Origin of the sequence: Agromyces litoreus (genome assembly GCF_040496015.1) — a bacterium.
In the GTDB taxonomy this organism is placed as follows: domain Bacteria; phylum Actinomycetota; class Actinomycetes; order Actinomycetales; family Microbacteriaceae; genus Agromyces; species Agromyces litoreus.
Window position 1 is genome coordinate 81322 of record NZ_JBEPKA010000003.1, and the last position, 16254, is coordinate 97575.

Annotated in this window: 15 protein-coding genes; 9 read left to right on the top strand and 6 right to left on the bottom strand. The window is 72.9% G+C overall.

All coding sequences use genetic code 11. The features are described from left to right. Nucleotides 1-2: 2 nt before the first annotated feature. Nucleotides 3-1715: a cytochrome c biogenesis protein DipZ gene (locus ABME01_RS03400; protein ID WP_353826948.1), complete on the bottom strand. Its 1713-nt coding sequence runs from the start codon at nucleotides 1713-1715 to the stop codon at nucleotides 3-5. 177 nt (nucleotides 1716-1892) lie between these two features. Between ABME01_RS03400 and ABME01_RS03405 the strand changes: the two genes are divergently transcribed. Continuing rightward, nucleotides 1893-2543, top strand: a complete 651-nt coding sequence (locus ABME01_RS03405) for a fasciclin domain-containing protein (RefSeq protein WP_353827103.1) — start codon at nucleotides 1893-1895, stop codon at nucleotides 2541-2543. A 78-nt stretch (nucleotides 2544-2621) separates the two neighbouring features. Here the strand turns inward: ABME01_RS03405 and ABME01_RS03410 are convergent, their stop codons facing one another. Then, nucleotides 2622-3935 (bottom strand): FAD-dependent oxidoreductase, encoded by a 1314-nt coding sequence (locus ABME01_RS03410; RefSeq protein WP_353826949.1) that lies wholly within the window; start codon nucleotides 3933-3935, stop codon nucleotides 2622-2624. 196 nt (nucleotides 3936-4131) lie between these two features. Here ABME01_RS03410 and ABME01_RS03415 point away from each other — a divergent pair, with 196 nt between their 5' ends. Continuing rightward, a complete protein-coding gene (locus ABME01_RS03415; protein WP_353826950.1) occupies nucleotides 4132-6063 on the top strand; it encodes an FAD-dependent monooxygenase in 1932 nt (643 codons plus the stop codon). A gap of 50 nt (nucleotides 6064-6113) precedes the next feature. Here the strand turns inward: ABME01_RS03415 and ABME01_RS03420 are convergent, their stop codons facing one another. Next, nucleotides 6114-6830, bottom strand: a complete 717-nt coding sequence (locus ABME01_RS03420; RefSeq protein ID WP_353826951.1) for an IclR family transcriptional regulator — start codon at nucleotides 6828-6830, stop codon at nucleotides 6114-6116. 115 nt (nucleotides 6831-6945) lie between these two features. Between ABME01_RS03420 and ABME01_RS03425 the strand changes: the two genes are divergently transcribed. Together ABME01_RS03425 and ABME01_RS03430 are read left to right on the top strand one after the other, a co-directional pair. After that, nucleotides 6946-8142, top strand: a complete 1197-nt coding sequence (locus ABME01_RS03425; protein ID WP_353826952.1) for an adenylate/guanylate cyclase domain-containing protein — start codon at nucleotides 6946-6948, stop codon at nucleotides 8140-8142. 29 nt (nucleotides 8143-8171) lie between these two features. Continuing rightward, nucleotides 8172-8813, top strand: coding sequence for a hypothetical protein (locus ABME01_RS03430; protein ID WP_353826953.1), 642 nt, complete (start codon nucleotides 8172-8174; stop codon nucleotides 8811-8813). A 21-nt stretch (nucleotides 8814-8834) separates the two neighbouring features. On the opposite strand, the gene ABME01_RS03435 is transcribed toward ABME01_RS03430, so the two are convergent. Continuing rightward, entirely contained in the window at nucleotides 8835-9194 is a 360-nt protein-coding gene (locus ABME01_RS03435; protein WP_353826954.1) for a GntR family transcriptional regulator, read from the bottom strand. 30 nt (nucleotides 9195-9224) lie between these two features. Between ABME01_RS03435 and ABME01_RS03440 the strand changes: the two genes are divergently transcribed. The 5 genes from ABME01_RS03440 to ABME01_RS03460 all read left to right on the top strand — a co-directional run bounded on the left by ABME01_RS03440 (nucleotide 9225) and on the right by ABME01_RS03460 (nucleotide 14596). Continuing rightward, nucleotides 9225-10298: a hypothetical protein gene (locus tag ABME01_RS03440; protein ID WP_353826955.1), complete on the top strand. Its 1074-nt coding sequence runs from the start codon at nucleotides 9225-9227 to the stop codon at nucleotides 10296-10298. A 237-nt stretch (nucleotides 10299-10535) separates the two neighbouring features. Next, a complete protein-coding gene (locus ABME01_RS03445; RefSeq protein ID WP_353826956.1) occupies nucleotides 10536-12092 on the top strand; it encodes a Re/Si-specific NAD(P)(+) transhydrogenase subunit alpha in 1557 nt (518 codons plus the stop codon). 32 nt (nucleotides 12093-12124) lie between these two features. Beyond that, nucleotides 12125-13540 carry a Re/Si-specific NAD(P)(+) transhydrogenase subunit beta gene (gene pntB, locus ABME01_RS03450; protein WP_436407390.1) on the top strand — a complete coding sequence of 472 codons (1416 nt, stop codon included), beginning with the start codon at nucleotides 12125-12127 and terminating at the stop codon, nucleotides 13538-13540. Between the two features lie 169 nt (nucleotides 13541-13709). Continuing rightward, complete coding sequence (locus ABME01_RS03455) at nucleotides 13710-14315, top strand: HdeD family acid-resistance protein (RefSeq protein WP_353826957.1); 606 nt, start codon at nucleotides 13710-13712, stop codon at nucleotides 14313-14315. Then, on the top strand, nucleotides 14312-14596 hold the full coding sequence (locus tag ABME01_RS03460) for a hypothetical protein (RefSeq protein ID WP_353826958.1): 285 nt from the start codon (nucleotides 14312-14314) through the stop codon (nucleotides 14594-14596). Before ABME01_RS03455 ends, ABME01_RS03460 begins: the two co-directional genes overlap by 4 nt. A 22-nt stretch (nucleotides 14597-14618) precedes the next feature. Here the strand turns inward: ABME01_RS03460 and ABME01_RS03465 are convergent, their stop codons facing one another. Both ABME01_RS03465 and ABME01_RS03470 read right to left on the bottom strand, forming a co-directional pair. Then, on the bottom strand, nucleotides 14619-15287 hold the full coding sequence (locus tag ABME01_RS03465) for a DUF305 domain-containing protein (protein WP_353826959.1): 669 nt from the start codon (nucleotides 15285-15287) through the stop codon (nucleotides 14619-14621). Beyond that, nucleotides 15284-16192 (bottom strand): YHYH protein, encoded by a 909-nt coding sequence (locus ABME01_RS03470; RefSeq protein ID WP_353826960.1) that lies wholly within the window; start codon nucleotides 16190-16192, stop codon nucleotides 15284-15286. The genes ABME01_RS03465 and ABME01_RS03470 overlap by 4 nt, the downstream gene beginning before the upstream one ends. Nucleotides 16193-16254: the final 62 nt, after the last annotated feature.

Genomic DNA, 16254 nt, shown 5'->3' on the forward strand with positions numbered 1-16254 from the left:
ACTCACCCGAACGTGAACGAGTAGGCGGTCACTCCGACCGGGACCTCGACCAGCAGTTCGCCGTCGCCGACGTCCGCCCCCTCGTGCACCGCGTACGAGCGGGGCACGCCGCCGACCGCGATCCGGCGGGTATCGTCGCCGTCGCGCACCACGATCGTGCCCTCGCCCGAGACCACCATGCGGACCTCGGCGGCCGTGAACCGCAGCCGGATGGCGCCGCCGTCGCCCTCGGGTGCGATCGCCTGCGTGTCGAGGGCCCACCCGCCCTCGAGCGCGAAGGAGTCCGCCGGCTGGCGCTCGGGCAGGGTGAAGGCGGTCGTGGACCGCCGGTACGGCTCGTCGCCGGCGAAGTTGACCTGCTTGGTCGTGCCGAGGAAGGTCTCCGGGGTGAGGGTGCCGACGTTCGGCGTCTCGTCGGCGACCTCGGTGGGCTCCGGCAGCGAGGCGGCGGGATCGGCCGAGCGGAGCAGTTCGCGGATCAGCCGTTCCGTGCGCTCGTAGTGGCCCTCGCCGAAGGCGACGTGCCGGACGGTGCCGTCGGCGTCGATGAGGTAGTGCGCGGGCCAGTAGCGGTTGCGGTAGTTCGTCCAGGTCGACAGCGAGTCGTCCAGGGCGACGGGGTACTCGATGCCGAACGACTCGGCCCCCGCCGCGACGTTGCGGGCCTCCTTCTCGAACGCGTACTCGGGCGAGTGCACGCCGATCACGGTGAGCCCGGCGTCGCGGTATGCCTCGTCCCATGCGACGACGTGCGGGATGGAGCGCTGGCAGTTGATGCACGAGTAGGCCCAGAAGTCGACGAGCACCACCCGGCCGCGCAGGTCGTCGAGGTCGACCGGCTCGCCGCCCGGCGTGTTGAGCCATCCCGAGATGCCGCGGATCGACGGCGCGGGCCCGCACGACTCCAGTTCCGCCGCGCCGTTCGTGCACTCGGAGAGCTGCCGGTTCTCGTCGGTGACGAGCCCGCCGAGGTCGAGCGCCTCGGCGACTTCGTCGGAGCCCGCGAGCTCGCGCTGCAGGTCGGCCGTGTAGTCCGGGACGAGCCGCTGGAGCGCCTGGGGCAGGTTGAACGCGAGCCCGACGGCGAGGGCGATCATCACGACGCCGCCCGCGAGCCGGATGCCGCGCTGCCGGCGCCGGAACGCCGCGAGCCGCTCCGCCATCCCGCGCCCCGCCAGCGCGAATGCGAGCAGCGGCGCCGCGGCGCCCACCGCGAACGACGCGGTGAGGACGATGGTCTCGACGCCGACGCGACCCGTCGACCCGGCGACGGTGATCGCGGCGAGCACCGGCCCGGCGCAGGGCACGTAGACGGTGCCGAGCGCGAGCCCGAGCCCGAACCCGCCTCGGTCGGTGCCGACCTCGCGCCGGGGGATGCGCGAGAACGGCGCCTCGAGCAGCTCCTGGAAGCGGGGCACGATGAGCCCGATGCCGATGAGCACGAGCACGACGATCCCGGCCCAGCGAAGCACGTCCTGCGGCAGGCCGAGGAGGCTGAGCAGGAGCGATCCGATGAGGGTCACGAGGGTGAAGCTCACCACGAGGCCGGCGATGACGAGGTAGGGGCGCCATCCGCTCGACCGCCTGCCGTCGCCCTCGCTCCGGGCGCCCTGGGCGCCGCCGGAGAGCAGGATGACGGGCAGGACGGGCAGGATGCACGGCGAGATGCCGGTGATCAGCCCACCGGCCAGTCCGATCAGGGCGAGAGCGAGCACGGGACCTCCTCGGTCGTCGATTCGACCGGGGGTTCGGAGCCGGACCCCGGTTCCGATTGGTCGGAATCCCCGTGGAACCCGATCGGGATCGCGGGCAAACCGCATTCGCGAGGGCGCCGAACCCCACGTGACGGCCCGCCGGGGCCGACGAACCGAAAGGGGAGATCCATGCGATCCATGCGCAGCATCCGTTCCGCCGGGACGGCGCTCTCGATCACGGCCGTCCTCGCGCTGGGCCTGACCGCGTGCAGCAGCGGCGGCGCCGAGGAGACGTCCGACACGATGGCCGACGAGCCGACGATGAGCGAGGAGGCCGAGTCGATGGAGGCCGACCCCGCCGCCGACCTCGTGGGCCCGGGCTGCGCCGCCTACGCCGAGGCGGTGCCGGACGGGCCCGGCTCGGTGGTCGGGATGTCGCAGGACCCCGTCGCCGTCGCGGCATCCAACAACCCGCTGCTGACCACGCTCGTCGCCGCGGTCTCGGGCGGGCTGAACCCCGACGTCGACCTCGTGGACACGCTGAACGGCGACGAGTTCACGGTGTTCGCGCCGGTCGACGACGCGTTCGCCCAGATCGATTCGGCGACCCTCGAGTCGCTGAAGACGGACTCCGAGACGCTCACCTCGATCCTCACGTACCACGTGGTGCCCGGGCAGCTCTCGCCCGACGAGGTCGTGGGCACCCAGGCGACCGTCCAGGGCGGGACCGTCGAGGTCACCGGCTCCGGCGATGAGCTGATGGTCAACGACGTCAACGTCATCTGCGGCGGCGTGCGCACGGCGAACGCGACCGTCTACCTCGTCGACGGCGTGCTCCTGCCCATGTGAGGCGGGATCCGCGACGGCCGGCGGCGCCGACGGGGACGGGAGACCGTGCCGGTCGGCGCCGCCGCCGCGTCGCGTCGCTCAGTCGCCGTCGTCGCGAGGCGCGATGATCCCCAGGTCGCGAAGCACCGCGCGACCAACCCGATCGCCGGACACGAGTGCGCCCTGGATGGAGGCGGTGTCGCGGTGGTCGCCGGCGACGTAGAGCCCGTCGTCGAGCCGGGCGGGCGAGGTCGTGCGCAGGGGCGGCGACTGCGCGGGCAGCGCGTCGTGGACGTCGTCGCGCCGCAGGAGACGCCAGTCGGACGCGGACGCACCCCAGAGTTCCGCGAGGTGACGCCGGATGTCGGGTTCGGACGGTGCCGCGGCAGGGTCGGCCCGCGCGGTGCGCGGGAGCAGCGCCGTCGCCTGGACGAGGTGGCGGCCCGGCGGCGCGTACGACGGCGCGGTCCGCGTCATGGCGACGGAGTTCACGATCGGCCCGGCCCGGCGCCCGTCCACCACGAGCAGCCCGGAACCCGCCGGCGGCGCGTCCGCCGCGAACCACCAGGTCTGCAGCCCCCGGGTGGCCGGCGCCGGCACGTCGAGGAGTCCCGCGACCGCGCCGGGGCCGACCGCGACCACGACCGCGCCGGCGGAGAGCGATCGAGCGCCGGCGATCCGCACCCGGCGCCGGCGCCCGCGCTGCCGGCGATCGATGCCGACCACGCGTGCCCCGGTCCGGATGTCGGCACCCGTCGCGCGTGCGCGCGCCGCGAGCTGCTGCGGAAGGGCGCCGATGCCGGCAGCCGGGACGCCGGGGGCGCCGAGCGCGAACATCCGCACCAGCAGTCGCGCGAACGCGTCGGAGGTCGTGCCGCGATCCTCCGCGAGGACCCCGGCGAGGAACGGTTCGAGCACCTCCACGCGCAGCGGTCCGCGCAGGCCCGCGGCGTCCCATGCCGCGGCGAGCGTGCGGTCCGCCCCGGCGATCACCGACCGGGGGCGCAGCAGCGCCGGGGCGAGCCAGCGGGCGAACCCCGCGACGTCGCGCGGATGCAGCATCCCGCTGCCCAGGGTTGCCGGGATGGAACGAGGGCGGCGCAGGGGATGGCCGAGCTCGGCCCATCCGCCCTCGCGACGCACGCGGATGCCGACGGGGAACGCGCGGAGATCGAGGCCCGCGACGTCCACCCACCGACGCACCGCGGGATAGGCGGGGTTCAGGACCTGGAACCCGCGGTCGAGCAGGAAGCCGTCGACGCGGTCGGTGCGCTGGCGACCGCCCACGACGTCGCCCGCCTCCAGCACCACGACCTCGAGCCCCGCCGAGGCGATCCGCTCGGCGCAGCGGAGCCCGGCGAGCCCGGCACCGACGATCACGACGTCGGCGCTGGCCGACGGGGCGGTGCGCATCGATCCTCCCTCGCGTCGGCTGGGCCGTGCCTCCATCATGCGCCACGGGGAGCGGGCGGATGCCCGGCGGGGGCCCGGACCGGGCGGCACTTGTGCGATCAGGGACGCGGCTCTACCATGACCCCGCGCGATAATCGAAAGCTACATCCGATTATCGAACGCGAGACTCGCACCACGACGACGTGAGGAGCACCCCGTGCAGTTCCACCACCACGGCTACGTGTCCGGCGATCCCCGGGTGAAGCCCGCCGCCGGCGTCGGCATCGACCGCCCGGAGGAACTGCCCGACGAGATCGACGTGCTCGTCGTCGGCTCCGGTCCGGCCGGCATGCTGCTCGGCGCGCAGCTCTCGCAGTACCCCGACGTCGTCACCCGGGTCATCGAACGCCGTGAGGGGCGCCTCGTGCTCGGCCAGGCCGACGGCATCCAGCCGCGCAGCGTCGAGACGTTCCAGGCGTTCGGGTTCGCCGAACGCATCACCGCCGAGGCCTACAACATCGGGTACATGAACTTCTGGGGCCCCGACCCGTCCGACCCGACGAAGATCATCCGGACCTCCCGCACCGAGGACTACGGCTACAAGATCAGCGAGTTCCCGCACCTCATCGTCAACCAGGCGCGCGTGCTCGACTACTTCGCCGAAGCCGCCGCCAACGGGCCGGGGCGCATCGTGCCCGACTACGGGATCGAGTTCGCCGGGCTCACCGTGCACGACCAGGGCGCCGAATCCGCGGGCGAGTACCCCGTCGAAGTGCGCGTGCGCCACACCGCCGGGGAGCGTGCCGGCGAGGAGCGCACGGTGCGCGCCAAGTACGTCGTGGGCAGCGACGGCGCGCGCAGCGGGGTCCGCGAGGCGATCGGCCGCAAGCACGTCGGCGGGATCTCGGCGCACGCCTGGGGCGTGATGGACGTCGTCGTGAACACCGACTTCCCCGACTGGCGCACGAAGTGCGCGATCAACTCCGCCGCGGGCAACATCCTGCACATCCCCCGCGAGGGCGGGTACCTCTGCCGCATGTACATCGACCTCGGCGAGGTGGCCGACGACACCCACGAGGTGCGCAGGACGCCGATCGAGACGATCATCGCCAAGGCGAACGACATCCTGAACCCGTACACGCTCGACGTGCGCAACGTCGCCTGGTTCAGCGTCTACGAGGTCGGGCATCGGGTGACCGACCACTTCGACGACCGCGACGAGGGGGCGGACGCCGCTCCGCGCGTGTTCCTCACCGGCGACGCCTGCCACACGCACAGCGCGAAGGCCGGGCAGGGCATGAACGTCTCGATGCAGGACGGGTTCAACCTGGGATGGAAGCTCGGCTCGGTCGTCACCGGCCTGGCACCGGCCGACCTGCTCGCGACCTACTCGTCGGAGCGGCAGCCGGTCGCGCAGCAGCTGATCGACTTCGACCGCGAGTGGTCCTCGCTCATGGCGCGCAAGCCGGAGGAGATCTCGGACCCGCAGGAACTGGCGAAGCACTACCTCGGCACCGCCGAGTTCCCGTCGGGGTTCATGACGCACTACGGCCCGTCGATGATCACCGGCGGTGGCGAGCACCAGGCGCTCGCCACCGGGTTCCCCATCGGCATGCGCTTCAAGTCCTCGCCGGTGTCGCTCGTGTGCGACGGGAACGTCGTGCACCTCGGCCACCACGCGCGGGCCGACGGACGGTGGCGGATCTACGCGTTCGCGGACGCGCCCGCGGCCGGCGAGGCATCCGCCCTGCAGGACTGGGCCGAGTGGATGTCGTCGCCCGACGCCCCGCTGACGCGGTACACGCCCGACGGGGTCGACGTCGACGCCGTGTTCGACGTCAAGGTGATCTACCAGCAGCCGCACGAGGACGTCGACATCATGGCCGCGCCGGAGGTGTTCCGGCCGAGGACCGGTCCGTTCGCGCTCATGGACTGGGAGAAGGTGTTCGCGGCCGGGCCGAGCGCGTGGTGCCCCACCGACATCTTCGAGGAGCGCGGCATCGCACGCGATGGCGCCGTCGTCGTGGTGCGGCCCGACCAGTACGTGGCGCACGTCCTGCCGCTCACGGCGACCGCCGACCTCGAGGCGTTCTTCGCACAGCACCTGCTGCCGCAGCGAGCGGCGACGGACGCGTCGATCCCCCGCTGACCACGGGTTCGGCTGCGGGCGGATCGGACCGGACCGGACCGCCGCCGCGCTCAGGCCCCGTAGCTGCGGGACACCGCGCGCGCCGCGGCCGCGAGTCGCGCGGCGACCTCGCTCTCCGGCGCGGGCATCGACACGTGGATCACTGCGATGGCTGCGGGCGGCTGGCCGGGGAGCGTGAGCGGCACGGCGACCGAGCGGAGCGACGGCACGACCTCGTCGTGGCTCAGCGCGTACCCGCGCGCGCGGCTCTCGGCGATCTCGGCGCGCAGTGCCGCGGGCACGTCGGCGGGCCAGGAGCTCTCGGGCATGGCGATCAGGATCGCCTTGCCCGGACCGCCCCGCGTGATCGGGTGCCGGTGCCCGGGCCGGTACGAGACCACGGTCATCGCCCGGCGGGGCGCCGCGCTGAGCAGGGTGACCGCCTCCTCGTTGTCGGCGAGCACCGCGATGAGGCAGGTCATACCGAGCTCGTTCGCGACCTCGGTGAGCTCGGGCAGGGCGACCTGCTGCAGGTCTCGCGCGACGCCGGCCGCGAGGGCGGCGAGTCCGGTGCCGAGTGCGAGCCGGCCGCTCCCATCACGGGTCACGAGCGTGTGCGCCTCGAGCGTGCGGACCAGCCGGTAGGCGACCGATCGGTGGACGCCCAGCCCCGCGGCGACCTCGTCGATCGTGAGGTTCCGGTCGGCGTCGGCGAGCACCTCGAGCACGCGGATGCCGCGGCTGAGCGTCTGCGATCCCGTCGACGTCGCCGGCTTCGCTGCGTCCACCCCGGTCCTCCGTGACGTCGCGGGCCCGAGCTGATGCCAGGGCGCTCGGTCGATAGTAGAACGCGACGCCCGGAAACCGAACACTTCGCGACGCGGTCGGGCTAGGCTCGGCCGCGTGCGGTGGTTCTCACGCGAGGAGGCGGCCGAACGCGGCGGGGTCGAGGGGAGCTACCTCGACCGGCTGGTCGCGCTCGGGATCATCGTTCCCGAGCGACCCGGGAGCTTCTCGTCCGCCGACGTCCGCCGCGTGCTCCTGGCCCGCTCGCTCGAGGATGCAGCCGTGCCGCTGGGGCGGCTGGGTGCGGCGCTCGAGCAGGGCGCGATCACGCTGGATTTCCTCGACTCGGACACCTACGGCCGCTTCGCCACGCTCATGGGCGAGACGTTCCGGCAGGCGGCGGACCGGACGGGCATCCCGATCGAGCTCCTGACGACCGTCAGGGAGGCGATCGGGTCGCCGCCGCCCGATCCGGACGAGCCGATGCGCGACGACGAGTCGGCGGTCGTGCCGTTCATCGCGGTGCAGGTCGAGGCCGGATTCCGGCCGTCGGCCATCGAACGCCTGCTCCGCGTCTACGGCGAGAGCACCCGCCGGATGGCGGAGGCCGAAGCCGACTGGTGGAACACCGAGGTCATCACGCCGGCGATGCGCGCCGGCAAGAGCGCCGAGGAGATCTCGGACCCCGCGTTCTCCGAGTTGAGCACGCCGTTGGCGCAGCAGGCCGTGCTCGGCATGTACCACGCCCAGCAGGCCCGGGCCTGGATGGGCAGCATCATCGAGACCTTCGAGATGCTCCTGGCCAACGCCGGCATCCACAGTCACCTCGAGCGTCCGCCGGCGATCTGCTTCCTCGACATCACGGGGTACACGCGGCTCACGCAGGAGCGCGGCGACGAGGCCGCCGCCGACCTCGCCGCGACGCTGGCGCGACTCGTGCAGCGGGGCTCGGTGCGCCATGGCGGCAAGCCGGTCAAGTGGCTCGGGGACGGCGTCATGTTCCACTTCCGGGACCCGGGCCCCGCCGTTCGCGCGGGCCTCGAGATGGTCGAGGAACTGTCGGCCGCGGGACTGCCGCCGGCGCACGTGGGCCTGCACTCGGGGCCGGTGCTGTTCCAGCAGGGCGACTACTTCGGGCAGACCGTGAACCTCGCGTCGCGCATCGCCGACTACGCGCGACCGAACGAGGTCCTCGTCACGCAGGCGATCGCGGACTCCGGCGACGGGGACGGGATCGTCTTCCGCGATGTCGGCCCGGCGGAGCTCAAGGGCGTGACCGGGCCGATGCGGCTGTTCCGGGCCGAGTTCGCCTGACGGCGGCGGATCCGAACGAGGGGGCGATCATGGGCGAAGCGCAGCGCGGCAAGAGACCCGGCGGCGCACCGCGCGTCGGCGCCGCGATGGTCGTCGGGGCGGTCTGCGGGATCGCCTGGGCCGCTGCGTTCCGCGGATGGATGGCGGCCATCGCGGGCGGCGCCTCCGCATTCGGCTGGTCGGGCACGTTCCTCGCCGTCCTCCTGCCCGGCGCCGTGGCCGGCGCACTCCTCGGCCTCGCGGAGGCGGTCAGGAGGCGAGGCGGCCGACGGCACTGGCGGTGGCTGGCACTCGCCCCGCTGGCGTTCGCCGTGGCGCCGTTGGTCCTGCCCGGCGCGATCGCCGCGCTCTTCACTCAGGCGCTCGGGACCGGCGCGATCGCCGTGCCGCTGGCGGCGATGGCCGGGGGGTTCGCGCTGTCGGGTCGCGGGTCCCTCTGGCTGCGGATCCCGCTGGGCGTGCTCGCCCTCGCGTTCGCCGGCGCGCTCGTCGCGACGACGGCGGTGGTGGGCGGTGTGCGGTACTCGTTGGACCAGCCTCGCGGGGCGTGGGCCGCGACGCTGGCCGTGTCGGCGTTCGCGGTGCTGGCGATGGCCGCGTCGATCCCGTTCCGCCGAGCCGCCGCCGTCGCGGCGGACGACGCGGCGGCGGAGATGGGAGCGCCGGGCTGATGGCACGGCCCCCGGGGCCGGTCATCCGATCGCGCGGACGATCTCGACGACCTCGTCGAGCGCGTAGCCGTTCCTCCGCGCGAATTCGACGAGTTCGCGCGCCTTGTGGAGGACCGCGCCCCGCTCCGCGCTCGCCGCGACCGAGACGCCGCGACCCCGCCGGAACTCCAGCAGGCCCTCGTCGCGCAGCAGCCGCAGCGCGCGAAGGACGGTGTTCGTGTTCACCTCGAGCACCGCGGCGAGGTCCTTGGCCGGGGGGAGCCGCTCGCCCGGCTTCGCCTCCCCTTCGGCGATGGCGCGCCGGATCTGCCCGGCCACCTGCTCGTAGAGGTCCGTCGGGTCCTGTCGATCGATCTTGACGGCGCGCATGATGCTAGTCATACTAGCTTCATGTAGTGAATGGAGCAACGCATGTCGCTCACTGCTCCCCCGCACCGTACCGAAGACGCTCGACGCGTCGACGATGCCGCCGAAGCCCTCATCGAGGAGGCACGCCGGCGCGCCAAGAGGCGGCGACTCGCGCTGGCGGCCGCGGCCGCGGTCGCGGTCGCGGTCGCAGCGTCGGTGATCGTCGCGACGGCGATCGGGCTCGCCACGTGGTCCGCATCCCCGGTGGCACCGGATCCGGGGGTCGCCGGCGCCGACGCCGGGGTGGCAGCCCCGATCGGCTCGAGTGAGCTGGTCGCTTCGATGTGGACGCACCACAGCGTGACCGACGATCCGGACAGCTGGGCCTACGTGTTCGACGACGGTCGACTCGTCAGCCGGACCATCAACACCGGATGGTCCGAGCGACGCCTCTCAGCGGCCGGCGTCGAGGCCGTGCGGACGGCCTTCGGTGCATCGGGGCTCTTCGATCCCGAGCACCCGGTGCCCACGGGCGACCCGGAGCAGTGGTCGATGGCGTCGCTCCAGCTCAGAGTGGGAGACGCGCTCGTGCTCGCGCGGCGACCGGCCGACGGCGGAGCGCTCGCAGTGAGCTTCGACCGGCTGGCCCGTATACTCGACGACCCCGAGTACTGGCTCTCGGCGGGGGCGTGGATCCAGGTCGAGGGTGTGCCCTACCGGCCTGCCGAATACGAGTTCTGTCCCGGTCCGCGTGGGGAGTCGGGTGCGGTCGGCGAAGCGGAGTGGGCCAGCGCATTGTCGCGTCCCGCACGCGACATCCTCGATGCGGCCCCGCCAGTGACCGCGCCCCCGCCCGGGACCGACCTCGCGGCCGAGCACGGCGACCTGTCCCTCGAACGGCCCGGCTGCCGTCGCCTCACCGCTGCGTCCGCCGCGATCATCGCTGACGCGTTGGTCGCGGCCGCGTGGCCGGACGTCGACGATCGACCGGGAGCGTATCGGGACGGCGGAGCGCTCCTCGCGAACAGCTCCGGCAACGTCGGGCTCTGGTTGCCCATCCCCGGACGCGCATTCACCGACTACGAGTTCCTGCCCGTGCTTCCGCACGGTGTCGTGGAGTGCGCCTGCCTGAGCTGACCGCCGTGGGCTGAAGGTCTGCGCTGACGAGCCACCTCTTCCGCTCCGCGAAAGAACGGCAGGAGTTTCGACGCTCCGAGACGCCGAAACGTGGAGTCCTCGCCGTCCGGCGACATAAGGTGATCGCGTGCAGCAGCGTCGCGGCTCCGGACCCCACCGGACGACGGGCTCGCACGGACCCGTCCACGAGGTGCCGCCCCGCCCGACCGCTGGTCGGCGCGGCGAGAAGGAGTACGCATGACGCGCATCGGCGTCGTCACCGAGCCCGGCTCGGAGACCCGGGTCGCCGCCACGCCGGCGACCGTGAAGCAGTTGATCGGGATCGGCTACGACGTCGTCGTCGAGGCGGGCGCCGGCGCGCGTTCGTCGTTCCCGGACGACGCCTACTCCGCCGCAGGGGCCTCGATCGTGTCGCGCGACGAGGCCTTCGCGAGCGGAATCGTGCTGAAGGTCCTGCAGCCGGCGCCCGACGAGATCGCGAGGCTCCGCCCCGGCACGACGCTCATCGGCCTGCTCAGCCCTGCGCTCCGCCCCGACCTGCTCGACGCGCTCTCGGCGCGCGGGGTCACCGCGCTCGCGCTCGACGCGGTGCCGCGCATCTCCCGGGCGCAGTCGATGGACGTGCTGAGCTCGATGGCCAACATCGCCGGCTACCGCGCGGTCGTCGAGGCCGCGCACGAGTTCGGCCGCTTCTTCACGGGCCAGGTCACGGCCGCGGGCAAGGTGCCGCCGGCGAAGGTGCTGGTCGCCGGCGCGGGCGTCGCCGGACTGGCCGCGATCGGCGCGGCGTCGAGCCTCGGCGCCATCGTGCGTGCGACCGACCCCCGCCCCGAGGTCGCCGACCAGGTGAAGTCGATCGGCGGCGAGTACCTGAAGGTCGAGGTCGAGGTCGAGCAGTCGACCGACGGCTACGCCAAGGCCACGAGCGAGGCGTACGACCGTCGCGCGGCGGAGATCTACTCGGAGCAGGCGGCCGACGTCGACATCGTCATCACCACCGCCCTGATCCCGGGACGCCCGGCGCCCCGGCTCATCACCGCGGCGGACGTCGCGAGCATGAAGCCGGGCAGCGTGATCGTCGACATGGCGGCCGGCCAGGGCGGCAACGTCGAGGGATCCGTCGCGGGCGAGCGGATCGTCACGCCGAACGGCGTGATCATCCTCGGCTACACGGACCTCGCCTCGCGGCTTCCCGCGCAGGCGTCGCAGCTGTACGGCACGAACCTCGTGAACCTGGTCAAGCTGCTCACGCCCGGCAAGGACGGGCAGCTCGCCATCGACTTCGACGACGTGGTGCAGCGGGCGGTCACGGTGGTCCGCGAGGGCGAGACGACGTGGCCGCCTCCGCCCGTGCAGGTCTCGGCGGCGCCGGCGGCTCCCGCGGCGGCAGCGGATGCCGCGGCATCCACCCCGGCGAAGACGTCGCGCACGCTCTCGGCCGGCGGCCGCACCGCGCTCATCGCGACCGGGATCGTCGCCCTCTTCGTGGTCAACGCGATCGCGCCGCCGCCGCTCCCCCAGCACTTCACGGTGCTGGCGCTGTCGATCGTGATCGGCTTCTACGTGATCGGCAAGGTCGCGCACGCGCTGCACACCCCGCTCATGAGTGTGACGAACGCGATCTCGGGCATCATCATCGTCGGTGCGATCGTGCAGGTCACGAGCGACGTCCCGATCGTGCAGGTGCTCTCGGCCATCGCCATCCTGCTGGCGAGCATCAACATCTTCGGCGGCTTCAGTGTCACCCGGCGCATGCTCGGCATGTTCGCCAAGGGCGACCGAGCGACGAACTGACCCGACGAGACCGTCACTGAGGAGCCCCCAGCGTGCCCGAGTCCCTGATCACCCCCGCCTCCGTCGCGGGCGCCGCGTACCTCGTCGCAGCGCTCGCGTTCATCCTGAGCCTCGCCGGCCTGAGCAAGCATGAAACCGCCAGGCGCGGTGTCGGCTACGGCATCGCCGGCATGGCCATCGCCCTCGTCGCAACGGTGTGGGTCACCGTGCAGGACGCCTGGGGCGAGCCGGGCGCCCCGCTCGGCCTCGTGCTGCTCGTCGTCACCGTCCTGGTCGGCGGCGCCATCGGCCTGTGGCGGGCCCGCCGCGTCGAGATGACCGGGATGCCGCAGCTCATCGCCCTGCTGCACAGCTTCGTCGGCCTCGCCGCCGTGCTCGTCGGCTGGAACGGAGCGCTCGCCGAGCCCGAGCTCGAGGGCGCGCTGCGCGACATCCACCACGCCGAGGTCTTCATCGGCGTCTTCATCGGCGCGGTCACGTTCACCGGGTCGATCGTCGCGTTCCTGAAGCTCTCGGCCCGCATGAAGTCGGCCCCGCTCGTGCTGCCGGGCAAGAACGCCCTGAACCTCGGCGCGCTCGTCGCGTTCCTCGTGCTGACGATCTGGTACGTCATCACGCCCGACCTCTGGCTGCTCGTCGTCGTGACCGCGCTGGCCCTGGCACTCGGCTGGCACCTGGTGGCCTCGATCGGCGGCGGCGACATGCCCGTCGTCGTGTCGATGCTGAACAGCTACTCGGGCTGGGCGGCCGCGGCCGCGGGCTTCCTGCTGGACAACGACCTGCTCATCGTCACGGGCGCGCTCGTGGGCTCGTCGGGTGCCTACCTGTCGTACATCATGTGCAAGGCGATGAACCGGTCGTTCATCTCGGTCATCGCGGGCGGCTTCGGCATCGAGGCCCCGTCGAAGTCCGACGAGGACCTCGGCGAGCACCGCGAGATCCAGGCGACGGATGCCGCGGAACTGCTGGTCAACGCCTCGAGCGTCGTGATCACGCCCGGCTACGGCATGGCCGTGGCGCAGGCGCAGTACCCGGTCGCCGAACTGACGGCGAAGCTGCGCGAGCGGGGCGTCCACGTCCGCTTCGGCATCCATCCCGTCGCCGGCCGGCTGCCGGGCCACATGAACGTCCTCCTCGCGGAGGCGAAGGTGCCGTACGACATCGTCGAGGAGATGGACGAGATCAACGACGACCTGGCCGGCACGTCGGTCGTGCTCGTCATCGGCGCGAACGACACCGTGAACCCGGCCGCGGCCGAGGATCCGGGCAGCCCCATCGCGGGCATGCCGGTCCTGCGCGTCTGGGAGGCCGAGAACGTCATCGTCTTCAAGCGGTCCATGGCGTCCGGCTACGCCGGCGTGCCGAACCCGCTGTTCTTCCGCGAGAACGCGCAGATGCTGTTCGGCGACGCGAAGGAGCGGGTCGAGGACATCCTGAAGTCGCTCTGACCTCGGGATCCGGTCCGGTGACCGGATGAAGCGGTGTCGGATGCCGCGGCCCCGCGCCGCAGCATCCGGCACCGTCCTCGTTCGCGCGCGACCGGCGTCCCCGTTCCCGGCAGACGCCCGGGAACGCCCCGCGTAGGATTGCAGGGTTCCCCAGTCGAAAGAGGTCGCCGTGGCCGATGCCCGCGATGCCGCGCCGGAGCGCTCCGGCGCGTGGCTGCTCCCGGTGACCCGCGGCGCGCTGGCACTCGTCCCGTCCGCGGTGATCACCTTCACGCCCGACCACTCGCCGGCGTTCGGGCTCGCGGTCTTCGGATGGTGGGCGCTCGCCTCCGGCGTCGTCGTCGGTGCGCTCGCAGCGCGCCTCGTCGCGGACCGCGCCGCCCGTTGGAGCCTCGTCGCGAACGGCGTGGTGGGGGCCTCGGCCGGGCTCGTGGCGCTCTGGCTCGCCGACACCGCATCGATCGGTGTCGGTGCGTTCGCCTTCACCGTCGCCGTGTGGGCGGCCGTCACGGGCGTCGTCGAGCTGCTCGCCGGCATGCGCCTGCGCGGCCGCGACGCCGGCGCGCGCGACCAGCTCGCCGTGGGCGGGCTCACCGCGGTCCTCGCCCTCGTGTTCGTCCTGTTCCCGCTCGATCCCGTGACGGCGGTGGGCCTCTTCGGCGCCTACCTGGTCGTCATCGGCGTCCTGCTCGTGATCGGCGGGTTCTCGTTGAAGTGGGCCGAGTCGGGGGCCGTGGGCTCCGACGACGCGGCATCCGGATCGGAGCGATCGTGACCAACAGCCCGAACGACGGCTACCGTCCCAAGCGCCGCGACCTGCTCCGGCCGGTCGAGTACGTCGGCGGCGCGGCGATCGCCGCCGTCTTCACGGCGGTCGTCGTGTTCTTCGGCACTCGCGACTGGAACTCCGCGCTCATCGCGCTCGGCGCCGTCTTCATCATCGTGCTCATGGTGCTCGCGCTGCTCACCATGGCGGTCAAGCCGACTTCCGACGACCACGGCGACGGAACCGGCGGCGACCCGGCCCGTGCACCGGAGGACGACGCCGGGCACTGACGCCGGGGCGACGCCCCGTGCCCTACGTCGCGGCGTAGGTCGTCGCGAGCAGCACGTCGAACTGCTCGATCTCGTAGGCCTGCGTGCTCGCCATCTGCGTCGCGGCGCGTCGCACCTGCGCGGTCTCGGCCCCGAGGGCGGCGCCGGCCATGTGGACGCCCCCCACGTGGTGCGCCCGCATGAGCTCGAGGAAGCGCCGACCCTTCGCCGGTCCCGCGAGGACGGCGAGCTCGGTCATCTCCGAGTCCGAGGCGAGGCCCGGCATCTCGGACGCCGGCACGGCCATCCCCATCCACGCCATCACGGTCTCCGGCGGTGCCGTGCTCTGTCCCCACGTCTCCAGCCACGCGAGCATCAGTCCCCGCTCGAACGACTGGTTCTGCAGGATCTCGGCCGCGGCCGCCTGCACCGAACCCCCCGTGTCGCTCCCCAGCACGCGCTGGCACATCGCGAGCGCCTGCTCGTGGTGCAGCGACATTTCGCGGCAGAAGCCGACGTCGATCGAGTCGGCCGCCGGCGCCGCCGCCGAGCCCGAGACGGGACCCGCGAGGGCGGATGCCGCGGCGGCCCCGCCGGCGCCCGCGGCGACGCCCAGGCCGACGAAGCCGATGCTCCGGAGGAACCCGCGACGGTCGACCGTCGGCCGGCGGCCGCGACCGCCGCGCGGACCGTTCGGTCGCCTCGACGTCACCGGCCCGGTCCCCCGCCGGCCGCCGGGATCGCACTGTCCGCGACGGTGCCCGTGTAGCAGCCCAGCACGTACGGGAAGCTCGTCGTCGTGTAGTAGCGGTACTGCCCGTCGTCGTCGACACGGCCGTTGCACCGGTCGAGGTCGCCGGAGCCCTCGACGTACGAGTGCGCCGCCCAGGTGTCGGTGGCGAACAGCGACGCGTCGGTCAGCTGCCAGCTGCTCGTGAGCTGCTCGGTGGACGTGCACGCCTCGTCGGCGCAGACGAGGCCCGACATGATCGGGTAGCCGTCCGGACTCCATCCGACCTGGACCGACCCGGTCGCCACCTCGTCGGCGCTGTAGAGGCAGTCGGTGCCCGACTCCCAGCCGAAGAGGTGGAGGTGGAACCCGGTCGGGCCGTTGTGGCTGCCGCAGGCCGACAGCGCGCCGGCCAACGACAGGACGTCGCCGCCGCTCCCCTCGGTCGGGCCGTAGATCGGCACGCCGTCGACGGCGACCGCGATGGGTCCGAGCAGCGCCACGTCGCTCGGCTCATCGGCCGGCACCGGCGCCAGCGGGATCTCGAAGGCGAGGTCCTGCGCGGTGGGCACGCCGGGCGAGGTCGCGATGTACGCGTAGTCGGGGATGCCGTTGCCGGAGACCGTCACGACCTCGCCGTCGCACGACGTCTGCAGCACCGGATCCGCGAGGTCCGGGTTGGCCGACACGACGTCGCGGAATGTCGCGGTGACGTCCTCGCACGTGCCGGCGGAGGCGTCGGTCCCCGCCGAGCCGTCGGTCGTGGCGGGAGCCGACGTGGAGGACCGCCCCGACGTCGGGTCCTGCGCGGGTGGCCCCGAGCATGCGGTGAGCCCCACCAGGGCGAGCACCGCCGTCGCTGCCGACATCGCCTGCGTCCTCGTCATGTGCCGCGCCTCTCCCTCGGATCGGGAGTCACGCTACGGACGCGGCATCGCAGCCGCCCATG